The organism is Pseudomonas sp. ATCC 43928, assembly GCF_005938665.2.
Taxonomy (GTDB): domain Bacteria; phylum Pseudomonadota; class Gammaproteobacteria; order Pseudomonadales; family Pseudomonadaceae; genus Aquipseudomonas.
This window is the reverse complement of the sequence record NZ_CP041753.1, coordinates 4907841-4920030: the sequence shown is the minus strand read 5'-3', so window position 1 is coordinate 4920030 and position 12190 is coordinate 4907841. Positions and strand designations below refer to the sequence as shown.

General features: G+C 60.3%; 11 protein-coding genes. 3 read left to right on the top strand and 8 right to left on the bottom strand.

From position 1 onward, the window contains the following. Positions 1-26: 26 nt before the first annotated feature. The 8 genes from FFH90_RS22395 to gcl all read right to left on the bottom strand — a co-directional run bounded on the left by FFH90_RS22395 (position 27) and on the right by gcl (position 9671). The gene (locus FFH90_RS22395; RefSeq protein ID WP_019579599.1) at positions 27-1025 is read right to left on the bottom strand and encodes a sulfate ABC transporter substrate-binding protein; all 999 of its coding nucleotides are present in this window, start codon (positions 1023-1025) and stop codon (positions 27-29) included. Between the two features lie 106 nt (positions 1026-1131). Then, positions 1132-1956 carry an ion transporter gene (locus FFH90_RS22390; RefSeq protein ID WP_138866113.1) on the bottom strand — a complete coding sequence of 275 codons (825 nt, stop codon included), beginning with the start codon at positions 1954-1956 and terminating at the stop codon, positions 1132-1134. Positions 1957-1977: 21 nt separating this feature from the next. Beyond that, complete coding sequence (locus tag FFH90_RS22385; protein WP_138866112.1) at positions 1978-2892, bottom strand: urea transporter; 915 nt, start codon at positions 2890-2892, stop codon at positions 1978-1980. A 218-nt stretch (positions 2893-3110) separates the two neighbouring features. Further along, positions 3111-4526 (bottom strand): pyruvate kinase, encoded by a 1416-nt coding sequence (pyk, locus tag FFH90_RS22380; protein WP_138866111.1) that lies wholly within the window; start codon positions 4524-4526, stop codon positions 3111-3113. Further along, the gene (locus FFH90_RS22375; protein WP_138866110.1) at positions 4516-5796 is read right to left on the bottom strand and encodes a glycerate kinase; all 1281 of its coding nucleotides are present in this window, start codon (positions 5794-5796) and stop codon (positions 4516-4518) included. Before FFH90_RS22375 ends, pyk begins: the two co-directional genes overlap by 11 nt. 216 nt (positions 5797-6012) lie before the next feature. After that, positions 6013-6903, bottom strand: coding sequence for a 2-hydroxy-3-oxopropionate reductase (locus FFH90_RS22370; RefSeq protein WP_138866109.1), 891 nt, complete (start codon positions 6901-6903; stop codon positions 6013-6015). A gap of 74 nt (positions 6904-6977) precedes the next feature. Then, entirely contained in the window at positions 6978-7760 is a 783-nt protein-coding gene (gene hyi / locus FFH90_RS22365) for a hydroxypyruvate isomerase (RefSeq protein WP_018925087.1), read from the bottom strand. Between the two features lie 135 nt (positions 7761-7895). Further along, entirely contained in the window at positions 7896-9671 is a 1776-nt protein-coding gene (gene gcl / locus FFH90_RS22360; RefSeq protein ID WP_018925088.1) for a glyoxylate carboligase, read from the bottom strand. A gap of 266 nt (positions 9672-9937) precedes the next feature. Here gcl and FFH90_RS22355 point away from each other — a divergent pair, with 266 nt between their 5' ends. The 3 genes from FFH90_RS22355 to kynA all read left to right on the top strand — a co-directional run bounded on the left by FFH90_RS22355 (position 9938) and on the right by kynA (position 12118). Then, positions 9938-10378 (top strand): heme-binding protein, encoded by a 441-nt coding sequence (locus tag FFH90_RS22355; protein ID WP_007939170.1) that lies wholly within the window; start codon positions 9938-9940, stop codon positions 10376-10378. Between the two features lie 223 nt (positions 10379-10601). Continuing rightward, a complete protein-coding gene (gene kynB / locus FFH90_RS22350; RefSeq protein ID WP_028940010.1) occupies positions 10602-11267 on the top strand; it encodes an arylformamidase in 666 nt (221 codons plus the stop codon). Further along, the gene (gene kynA / locus FFH90_RS22345; protein WP_138866108.1) at positions 11264-12118 is read left to right on the top strand and encodes a tryptophan 2,3-dioxygenase; all 855 of its coding nucleotides are present in this window, start codon (positions 11264-11266) and stop codon (positions 12116-12118) included. The genes kynB and kynA overlap by 4 nt, the downstream gene beginning before the upstream one ends. The last annotated feature ends 72 nt before the right edge of the window (positions 12119-12190 follow it).

Sequence of the window (12190 nt, the reverse complement as noted above, 5' to 3'; positions counted from 1 at the left end):
GTCGCCTATTTCATTGAGCTCAGTGATTACTGGCCGTTGTAAATCTGGTCGAAAACCCCACCATCGTTGAAGTGAGTCTTCTGCACGGTGCGCCAGTCACCAAAGGTCTTCTCCACCGACAGGAAATCCACTTTCGGGAAGCGATCGGTGTATTTCGCCAACACCGCCGGGTCACGCGGACGCAGGTAGTTGGCAGCCGCAATTTCCTGACCTTCCGGCGACCACAGGTACTTCAGATATTCCTCGGCAACCGCGCGAGTGCCTTTCTTGTCGACGGTTTTGTCGACCACCGACACCGGCGGCTCGGCTTCGGCGGAAACACTCGGGTAAATCACTTCGAACTGATCACGACCAAACTCGCGAGCAATCATTTCCGCTTCGTTTTCGAAGGTCACCAGCACGTCGCCGATCTGGTTGGTCATGAACGTAGTCGTGGCCGCGCGGCCACCGGTATCCAGCACCGGCGCTTGTTTGAACAGTTTTCCGACAAAGGCTTTTGCCTTGTTTTCGTCACCGCCATTTTTCAGCACATAGCCCCAGGCCGAGAGGTAGGTGTAGCGGCCGTTGCCCGAGGTTTTCGGGTTGGGGACGATCACCTGCACGCCGTCCTTGAGCAGGTCCGGCCAGTCTTTCAGGGCTTTCGGGTTACCTTTGCGCACGATGAATACGGTGGCCGAAGTGAACGGCGCGCTGTTGTTCGGCAGGCGTGTGACCCAGTTGTCCGGGACCAGTTTGCCGTTGTCCGCCAGGGCGTTGATGTCGGTGGCCATGTTCATGGTGATGACGTCAGCCGGCAGGCCATCGATCACCGAGCGCGCCTGTTTGCTGGAGCCGCCGAAGGACATCTGCAGCGTGATGTTTTCGTTGTGCTCGGCTTGCCAGTGTTTCTGGAAGGCAGCGTTGTAGTCCTTGTAGAAATCTCGCATCACGTCGTAGGAAACGTTAAGCAGGGTCGGTGCGGCCTGAGCCATGCTGCTCAAGGCCAGGCCAGCGGCCAGAAGTGAGGCGCCAAAGAGTTTTTTCACTGCGCATTCCTTGTTTTATCAAACGTGTTCGATGGAGATTATTGGCAATTTGCCAGCGACTATAGCCGGACTCGCATAGTCGCTTAAAGATTAAAAAACACTTTGCTTATTCCATTTTCTTGAACAACGCATTGCCACAACGAGAGCAGAACGCCGCGCTATGCTCGTGGCTGTTTTTCTTGCAGACCGGGCAATCGTGCTGCAGTTGATCACCGCGCATGGCGTTGGCCAGTTCCGCGGTAAAGATCCCCGTCGGCACAGCGATGATCGAGTAACCGGTGATCATCACCAGGGATGAAATCACCTGGCCCAGCGGCGTCTTGGGCACGATGTCGCCAAAACCCACGGTGGTCAGCGTCACGATAGCCCAATAGATCCCTTTGGGGATGCTGGTGAAGCCGTGCTCCGGGCCTTCGATCACGTACATCAAGGTGCCGAACACCGTCACCAGGGTGCTGACGCTGAGCAGAAATACGACGATTTTCTGTTTGCTGCCGCGCAACGCCGACATCAAATAGTTGGCTTGTTTCAGATACGGGCTGAGCTTGAGCACGCGGAAAATCCGCAGCATTCGTATGATCCGGATGATCAGCAGGTACTGCGCATCGCTGTAATACAGCGCGAGAATGCCGGGCACGATCGCGAGCAAATCCACCAGTCCATAGAAGCTAAACGCGTAGCGCAGCGGCTTGGGCGAGCAATACAGGCGCAGGCCGTATTCGATGACGAAAATGACGGTGAAGCCCCATTCGATGTACGCCAGCACGTCGGCGTAGTTCTGGTGAACGCTGTCGATACTGTCCAGAACCACGATCACCAGGCTGGCGAGGATGATCAACAGCAAGATGCTGTCGAAGCGCCGACCGGCCTGGGTGTCGGTCTGGAAGATCATGACGTAAAGCTCTTCACGCCAGTTTTTGCTGCTGTCCATGGATAACGCCTGAATCGAGAATCAGCGCAGCCTAGGGTGATTCTCCCCGCTAGCGCAAGGTGCGCTGTCCATGGCGGACTGACGCAACACCCGAATGCCTGCGCGAATCAGCCAGCAGGCAAGAATGAACGGCGCGGTCAGCGTTGCCAGGCCCAGTGCGGCGAACCCCGGCGTGAGCAATACCGCGAGCAGAATGCCGAGCAGCGGCAGCCAGGGTTGGCGGCGTTGCGGGCTGAAGGCGAGGGCGGCGAGTACCGCGTTGTAACCGCTCAAACCCTGCAAGGCATTTGAAGTTTCGCCATGTAGAAGGGCAAATCCGAGGCCGGCGGCGGAGCCCAGCAGCGCCCACACAAAGGCGCGGCGATCGGCAATCAGTAATCCGGCGGCAATCAGCGCGCCGGCCAGGGGATGGCCGAGAAACATGACTTGCCCCAGGCCTTTCAATTCGGCGGCGAGCAGGTTGAGGGTGTTCAGTTCGATCAGCGGCGCGGGTTGCTGTGGTGCGGCAAAGCCGAGCAATAACCAGCTCAACCCAACGAAGGGTGCGGTGTACGCCGGTAGACATTGATGATCGCGAGCACCTTTGAGCCATTGCTGAGTGAGCATCGCACTCAGGCCGCCGCAGGCGATGATCAGCGGTGGCAACAGTGCTGACCATGGGAAATACAGGCTCAGCAGCAGGCCGAGCAAAATACCGTTGTAACTGAATAGTCCGGCCTGACGATCTGCCTTGGCATACCCGCGACGTTGCGCGGTAAGCAACCCGGCGACACCGCCCAGCAGCGCACCGCCGAGCAGAGCGGGCGCGGTGAAAAGAATCGCTAACAGACACAACAGCCCGCTCAGCGGATGGCGCTGGAGAAAGATCTGGCTGAAGCCGTTAAGCAGGGCGGTCGCCCAGTCGGGGCAGTGGGTGTTGAAGTGGTTGGCAGGCATGGGTGGGGTCTAGGGCAGAGGAAAATCCAGGGTCTTGCACAAACCTGTGGCGAGGGAGCTTGCTCCCGCTGGGCTGCGGAGCAGCCCTGAAATCAGCAATGCGGTCTTTCTGTTGAAACCGTCATGCCAAAGCGACGACTGCTTCGCAGCCGAGCGGGAGCGAGCTCCCTCGCCACAGGGGTAGTTCTTACCGGGGTAGCTCTTACAGGGGGAGTTCTTTAGAGCAATGTCTCGATGCGCAACGAATTGGTTGACCCCGGCTGCCCAAAGGGCACGCCCGCGGTAATCAGCAACGTATCCCCGCGCTGAGCCATCCCCTGTGCCTGAGCGATTTCCAGCGCCGTCGAGCACACTTCATCCACCTGTCGCAGCCGATCGTTGACCACCGAGTGCACGCCCCACGCCACCGTCAATCGCCGGGCGGTTTGCAGGTTTGGCGTCAGGTTGAGGATCGGCACCGTCGGCCGTTCCCGCGCCGCCCGCAGGCTCGAGGTGCCGGACTCGCTGTAGTTCACCAGCACCGCCACCGGCAGCACGTTGCTGATGCGGCGGATCGCGCAGCTGATCGCGTCCGACACCGTGGCCTCGGCTTTTGGCCGGCTCACGTCCAGTTGGGTTTGATAGTCCGGGCCGTTTTCCACCTGACGGATGATCTTGCTCATCATCTGCACGGCTTCCAGCGGGTACTCGCCAGACGCGGTTTCCGCCGACAGCATCACCGCATCCGCGCCTTCGGCCACCGCGTTGGCGACGTCGGTGACTTCGGCGCGGGTCGGGGCCGGGGAGAAGCGCATCGACTCCAGCATCTGCGTCGCCACCACCACCGGTTTGCCGAGTTGGCGGCAGGTGCCGATGATGTTTTTCTGAATCTGCGGCACGCTTTCGGCCGGCACTTCCACGCCCAGATCACCGCGAGCGACCATGATCGCATCGCTCAATTCAGCGATTTCCCGCAGCTGAGTCACGGCCGATGGCTTCTCGATCTTGGCCATCAAGAACGCTTTGTCGCCGATCAGCGCGCGGGCTTCGCGGATGTCTTCCGGGCGTTGCACGAACGACAGCGCGACCCAGTCGACCCCCAGCTCCAGACCGAAGCTCAAATCACGGCGGTCCTTGGCGGTCAGCGGGCTCAGGTCGAGCACCGCTTGCGGCACGTTGACGCCTTTGCGATCCGACAGTTCGCCACCATTGAGCACCGTGGTGTCGATGGCGTCGGCGTACTTGGTCACCACTCGCAGACGCAACTTACCGTCATCCAGCAGCAGGTCCATGCCGGGCTCCAGCGCGGCGATGATTTCCGGGTGGGGCAGGTTGACCCGGCGCTCGTCCCCCGGCGTTGCATCCAGATCCAGGCGCAGCGTCTGGCCGCGATACAGCTGCACTTTGCCCTGGGCGAATTTGCCGACCCGCAGTTTCGGGCCTTGCAGGTCCATCAGAATCCCCAGCGGATAATTCAGCTGGCGCTCGACTTCACGAATCCACTGATAGCGCTGCGCGTGGTCGGCGTGATCGCCGTGGCTGAAGTTCAGGCGAAAGATATTGACCCCGGCGCGCACCAGTTCACGGATATCGTCGATCCCGTCGGTGGCCGGGCCGAGGGTGGCGAGGATTTTGACCTTCTTGTCAGGCGTCATGATTAGGGCTCTCGAGAATCAGAATGGCGCGGAAGTCGTTGACGTTGGTACGGGTCGGCTCGGTGACGATCAGTGCATCGAGCGCCGCGAAGTAGCCATAGCCATTGTTATTGTCCAGCTCATCGCAGGCAGTGAGGCCGAGGGCGGCGGCACGGGCATAGCTGTCCGGAGTCATGATGGCGCCGGCGTTGTCTTCGGAGCCGTCGATGCCGTCGGTGTCACCGGCCAGGGCGTAGACGCCGGGCAGGCCTTTGAGGCTGTCGGTCAGGCTCAGCAGGAATTCGGCGTTACGCCCGCCACGGCCATTGCCGCGCACGGTGACGGTGGTTTCGCCGCCGGACAGAATCACGCACGGCGCCGCCAGCGGCTGGTCGTGCTGGACGATCTGCCGCGCAATGCCGGCGTGGACCTTCGCCACTTCCCGGGATTCACCTTCCAGGTCGCCGAGAATCAACGGGCTGAAACCCGCCTGACGGGCTTTCACCGCCGCCGCTTCCAGTGACTGCTGTGGGCGGGCGATCAATTGGAAATGACTGCGTGCCAGGCTCGGATCGCCAGGTTTAACCGTCTCCGACTCGGGACTTTGCAGCCAGGTGCGCACCGAGGCCGGGACTTCGATGGCATAACGCTTGAGGATCGCCAACGCTTCAGCCGAGGTGCTCGGGTCGGCCACGGTGGGGCCGGAGGCGATGACGGTGGCGAGATCGCCTGGCACATCGGAAATCGCATAGGTGTAAACCGTGGCGGGCCAGCAGGCTTTGCCCAGACGCCCACCCTTGATCGCCGAGAGGTGCTTGCGCACGCAGTTCATCTCGCCGATGGTCGCGCCGGATTTGAGCAGCGCTTTGTTGATCGATTGCTTGTCGGCGAGGGTGATGCCGGCGGCGGGCAAGGCGAGCAGGGCAGAGCCACCGCCCGAGAGCAGGAAGATCACACGGTCGTCTTCGCTCAGGTTGCTGACCAGTTCCAGAACCCGTTTCGCGACGGCCAGACCGGCAGCGTCCGGCACCGGGTGCGCGGCTTCGACCACTTCGATTTTTTCGCACGGGGCGCCGTGGCCGTAGCGGGTCACCACCAGGCCAGACACTTCACCCTGCCAGCAGCGTTCGACCACCTGGGCCATGGCTGCGGCGGCTTTACCGGCGCCGATGACGATCACCCGACCGCTGCGGTCGGTTGGCAAATGGGCTTCAAGGACATGCTGCGGATGGGCCGCGTCGATGGCTGTGGCAAACAGCTCGCGCAGCAATTGTTGCGGATTGACCGACATGGCGGGCTCCCGGAATTCTTGTTATTGGAGGGCGACTCGGTTCCCTGTGGGAGCGGCCTGTGGTGAGGGGGCTTGCCCCCGTTTGAGTGCGTAGCGCTCACAAGATCTTTGGTATATCAGAGATTTTGGGGCTGCTTCGCAACCCAACGGGGCGGTGCGGCGTTCCGACAAGCCCCCTCGCCACAGTTCCGCGCCCACAGGTTTTTGCGCAGGGCGTTATTTATCGCGAATCGAGAAATTCGCCATGTGTTCCAGGCCCTTGATCAGTGCCGAGTGATCCCAGTTACTGCCACCGATGGCCGCGCAGGTGCTGAACACTTGCTGGGCGTTGGCGGTGTTCGGCAGGTTGATGTTCAGCTCGCGCGCACCGGCCAGGGCCAGGTTCAGGTCCTTCTGGTGCAGGCTGATGCGGAAGCCCGGGTCGAAGGTGCCCTTGATCATGCGTTCGCCGTGAACTTCAAGGATCTTCGACGACGCGAAGCCACCCATCAGCGCTTCACGCACCTTCGCTGGGTCGGCACCGTTTTTCGAGGCGAACAGTAGCGCTTCGGCCACGGCCTGGATGTTCAGCGCGACGATGATCTGGTTTGCCACTTTCGCGGTTTGCCCATCACCGTTGCCACCGACCAGGGTGATGTTCTTGCCCATGGCCTGGAACAGCGGCAGGGCGCGTTCGAAGGCATCGGCTTCGCCACCGACCATGATGCTCAAAGTCGCGGCCTTGGCGCCGACTTCACCGCCGGAAACCGGGGCGTCGAGGTATTGCGCGCCTTTTTCGTTGATTTTGGCGGCGAAGGTTTTGGTGGCCGTCGGCGAGATCGAGCTCATGTCGATCACGACTTTGCCCTTGCTGACACCCGCCGCCACACCGTCGGCGCGGAACAGCACGTCATCGACCTGCGGGGTATCGGGAACCATGACGATGATGAATTCGGCTTCCTGGGCGACTTCTTTCGGGTTGGCCAGCGCAACGGCGCCAGCAGCCAGCAGATCGGCAGGGGCGGCGTCGTGGTGCGCCGACAGGAACAGGCTGTGACCGGCTTTCTGCAGGTTCAACGCCATTGGGTGGCCCATGATGCCGGTGCCGATAAATCCGATTTTAGCCATGAAAAAATCCTCTTGTTTTTGTGTGGCTCCCTGTAGGAGCCTTCGGCAGCTCCTACAGTGATGACCGTGTTCGGTCAGATCGCGTTATGAGTTTTCAACCAGCCCAGACCCGCTTCAGTCGTAGTCAGTGGTTTGTATTCACAGCCGACCCAACCCTGATAACCGATGCGGTCCAGATGTTCGAACAGGAAGCGGTAGTTGATTTCACCTGTGCCCGGTTCGTTGCGCCCTGGGTTGTCTGCCAATTGCACGTGGTTGATCTCGTCCAGGTGCGCGGCCATGGTGCGGGCCAGGTCGCCCTCCATGATTTGCATGTGATAGATGTCGTATTGCAGGAACAGGTTGGCGCTGCCGACCTGTTCGCGAATCGACAGGGCTTGCGCCGTGTTGTTCAGGTAGAAGCCCGGAATGTCGCGGGTGTTGATCGCTTCCATCACCAGTTTGATGCCCGCCGCTTGCAGCTTGTCGGCCGCGTACTTGAGGTTGGCGACGAAGGTTTTTTCCACGGTGGCCTCGTCGACGCCTTGTGGACGAATACCGGCCAGGCAGTTGACCTGGGTGTTGCCCAGCACTTGGGCGTAGGCAATGGCCAGATCGACACCGGCGCGGAACTCTTCGACCCGATCCGGCAGGCACGCGATACCGCGTTCGCCCTTGGCCCAGTCACCGGCCGGCAGGTTGAACAGCACCTGGGTCAGACCGTTGGCATCGAGCCTGGCCTTGATTTCGGCAGAGCTGAAGTCATAGGGGAACAGGTATTCGACACCACTGAAGCCGGCCTTGGCGGCAGCGTCGAAACGGGCAAGAAAATCCTGCTCGGTGAACAGCATGGACAGGTTGGCTGCGAAACGCGGCATGGTGGTCTCCCGTATATGTGTGAGGCCTCCTGTGGGAGCCGGCTTGCTGGCGATGGCGGTGTATCAATCGACATTGATGTGATTGACACATCGCCATCGCCAGCAAGCCGGCTCCCACAGGGGAACGATCAGCAGTTAATCGAGCAGCGAAATCGCCGTTGGCGCATCGTTGCCGACCAGCGCCAGGTCTTCGAATTCGTTGACGGCGTTGATCTCGGTGCCCATGGAAATGTTGGTCACGCGCTCCAGAATGATCTCGACGATTACCGGCACCTTGAACTCTTCGATCATCTCCTGAGCCTTGCGCAGGGCAGGCTGGATTTGACCCGGTTCGAATACCCGCAGCGCCTTGCAACCCAGGCCTTCGGCGACCGCGACGTGGTCGACACCGTAGCCGTTGAGTTCCGGAGCGTTGAGGTTGTCGAAGGACAGCTGCACGCAGTAGTCCATGTCGAAACCGCGCTGCGCCTGACGGATCAGCCCCAGGTACGAGTTGTTCACCACGACGTGGATGTACGGCAGCTTGAACTGCGCGCCCACCGCCAGTTCTTCGATCATGAACTGGAAGTCGTAGTCGCCCGAGAGCGCCACCACCTTGCGGGTCGGATCCGCCTTGACCACGCCGAGCGCGGCCGGAATGGTCCAGCCCAACGGGCCGGCCTGGCCGCAGTTGATCCAGTGACGCGGTTTGTAGACGTGCAGGAACTGCGCGCCGGCAATCTGCGACAGACCGATGGTGCTGACGTAGCAGGTGTCCTTGCCGAACACCTGGTTCATCTCTTCGTAAACGCGCTGCGGCTTGACCGGCACGTTGTCGAAGTGAGTCTTGCGCTGCAGGCTGGCTTTGCGCTGCTGACAGTCTTGCAGCCAGGCGCTGCGGTTTTTCAGCTTGCCAGCGGCTTGCCACTCGCGAGCGACTTCGATGAACACGGTCAACGCGGCAGCGGCGTCGGACACGATGCCCAGGTCCGGGGTGAACACGCGGCCGATCTGGGTCGGTTCGATGTCGACGTGGATGAATTTGCGGCCTTCGGTGTAAACGTCGACCGAACCGGTGTGACGGTTGGCCCAGCGGTTACCGACGCCCAGTACCACATCGGACTTCAGCATCGTGGCGTTGCCATAACGGTGCGAGGTTTGCAGGCCGACCATGCCGACCATCAGCGGGTGATCGTCCGGGATGGTGCCCCAGCCCATCAGGGTCGGGATGACCGGAATACCGGTCAGCTCGGCGAACTCCACCAGCAACTCGCTGGCGTCGGCATTGATGATGCCGCCACCGGCCACCAGCAATGGGCGTTCAGCCTGGTCGAGCATGGCCAGGGCTTTTTCCACCTGCACGCGGGTCGCGCTCGGCTTGGCCAATGGCAGCGGCTGGTAGGCGTCGATGTCGAATTCGATTTCGGCCATCTGCACGTCGAACGGCAGGTCGATCAGCACCGGGCCGGGGCGGCCGGAGCGCATCTCATAGAAGGCTTTCTGGAAGGCGTAAGGCACCTGGCCCGGCTCCAGAACCGTGGTCGCCCACTTGGTGACCGGCTTGACTATGCTGGTGATGTCGACGGCCTGGAAGTCTTCCTTGTGCATACGGGCCCGCGGTGCTTGCCCGGTGATGCACAGGATCGGGATCGAGTCGGCCGAGGCGCTGTAGAGCCCGGTGACCATGTCAGTACCGGCAGGTCCCGATGTGCCGATGCACACGCCAATGTTGCCGGCCTTGGTGCGGGTGTAACCCTCGGCCATGTGCGAGGCGCCTTCAACGTGGCGAGCGAGGACGTGATCGATACCACCGACCTTCTGCAAGGCGGAGTACAGCGGGTTGATCGCGGCGCCCGGGATGCCAAAAGCGGTATCGACCCCTTCGCGGCGCATCACCAGAACGGCGGCTTCGATTGCTCTCATTTTGCTCATGGTTTTGTGCCTCTTACGTTTTGTAATTGTATACAAGTGGCTTTGCGCAGAGTGTATTCACGGCGGACGGCGCAGGTCAATCCATTTTCTCAAGTGGCTGTTTCATTCGTCGGAAGCCCGAACAACTGTGGCTTTTCGTCGCATGTCGCGCTTTTCGAAAATTATTGTATACAAAAAAATAATTCATTGTGTTCTATTTGTTGCATCGGATTGCGCAACACAAAGCAATCCAACGGCTTTCCCTATAACAAAATGAGGACGGCACCATGAGCGCTTTAACCTTGAAAGTCGCAGTCAACCTGGCCGATCAGGCCATCACCGCGGGGCGGGCGATCTCTGCCGCGCCATTGACCGTTGCAGTACTGGATGCCGGCGGGCACCTGATAACGCTGCAACGTGAAGACGGCGCCAGCCTGCTGCGTCCGCAGATCGCCATCGGCAAGGCTTGGGGCGCGATTGCCCTGGGCAAGGGCTCACGCCTGCTGGCACAGGACGCCCAACAACGCCCGGCCTTCTTCGCCGCGCTGAATAGTCTGGGGCAGGGCAGCGTCGTCCCGGTACCCGGCGGCGTGTTGGTTCGGGATCAGGACGGGACTGTGTTGGGAGCGGTGGGCATCAGCGGTGATCTGTCAGATGTCGATGAGCAATGTGCGATCCGCGCGATCGAGGGGCAGGGGTTGAAGGCGGATGCGGGGGTGGCTGGTTGATCTTCGGCGCCTGATTTACCGCTTTCGCGAGCTTGCTCGCGAAAGTGCCTTGCGGACGAAAACAGCTTTTTAGCTGCCTGCTTTCTCCGTTGAAATTTCCATCCGGTAAATTCCGGATTTTTAGAATTTTGTGCGAAACATTTGGCTGTTGCCGAATATTTTCGCAAGAAAATTCATAGGTATCACTCGTATCATTCTCTCGGAACAGGCCGAGAGCTTTACAATGAAAACAACACTGTCGTGGTGGGATATCAGCCCGCCTCTGAGCACCGCTACACCTACCTGGCCGGGTGACACACCTTTCCAGGAAGAGCGCGTTTGGACGTTCGGACCCGAGTGTCCGGTAAATGTCGGGCGTATCACCCTGTCGCCTCACACGGGGGCCCATGTCGACGCGCCGCTGCATTACAGCGCTGATGGCGCGGCCATTGGCGATGTGTCACTCGATGTCTATATGGGGCCTTGCCGTGTGCTGCATTGCCTGAATAGCGGCCGGCTGGTACACCCCGAGCAGCTTGAAGGTCGCTTGCAAGACCTGCCTGAACGGGTGCTGCTGCGCACCTGGCAACAAGCGCCATTGAGCGCCTGGGATCCGGATTTCACCGCCGTCGCCAAAGAAACCGTCGACCTGCTGGCGAACCTCGGTGTGCGCTTGATCGGTATCGATACGCCTTCGCTGGACCCTCAGCAATCCAAAACCATGGATTCGCACAATGCCGTAGCCCGACATGGCATGGCCATCCTCGAGGGCATCGTGCTCGATGACGTCCCGGAAGGGGACTATGAATTGATCGCGCTGCCGCTGCGTTTTGCCCATCTGGACGCCAGTCCGGTCAGGGCAATTTTGCGTCCACTGAATAAACCGCAACTTGAGGAGCCGACTCAATGAGCCAATGCCCCTATTCAACTGCAAACCAGACGGAAGAATGGCATAACGCCGAGCTGAATTTTTCCGACTCCATGAGCTACGGCGACTACCTGGATCTGGGGCGCATTCTCAGCGCACAGCACCCGTTATCTCCGGACCATAACGAGATGCTGTTCATCATCCAGCATCAGACGTCAGAGCTGTGGATGAAGCTGATGCTGCACGAGCTCAAAGCCGCTCGTGAACACATTCGACAGGGAGAGTTGCCGCCCGCGTTCAAGATGCTGGCGCGGGTCTCGCGGATTTTTGATCAACTGGTGCATGCCTGGACGGTGCTGGCCACCATGACACCCACCGAGTACCACGCGATACGGCCGTTTCTGGGGCAGTCATCGGGCTTTCAGTCGTTCCAGTACCGCGAGATCGAATTCATTCTGGGCAACAAAAGCGCGACCCTGTTGCGCCCCCATGCGCATCGGCCGGAACTGTTGCAGGCGCTTGAAAAGGCGATCGCCACACCGTCGCTGTATGACGAGGCGATTCGCTTGATGGCCAGCGCAGGCTTGACCATCGACCCACAGCGTTTCGAGCGCGATCCGAGCAGTCCGACGACGCATGACGCGTCGGTCGAAGCCGCCTGGCGCGAGGTCTACACTGACCCTTCGCGTTATTGGGATCTCTATCAGCTGGCGGAGAAACTCATCGACCTTGAGGACTCGTTCCGTCAATGGCGCTTCCGGCATGTGACCACGGTCGAGCGGATCATCGGCTTTCAACCAGGGACCGGTGGCACAGAAGGTGTCGGTTATCTGCGCAAGATGCTCGATACCGTGTTGTTCCCGGAGTTGTGGCGAGTGCGCTCAACGCTTTAATTTACCGAGAATGATGTTTGAACGCTTAAACCGAGCGGCAATTGAGTAAATTGACGCATTCAAACCATGCCT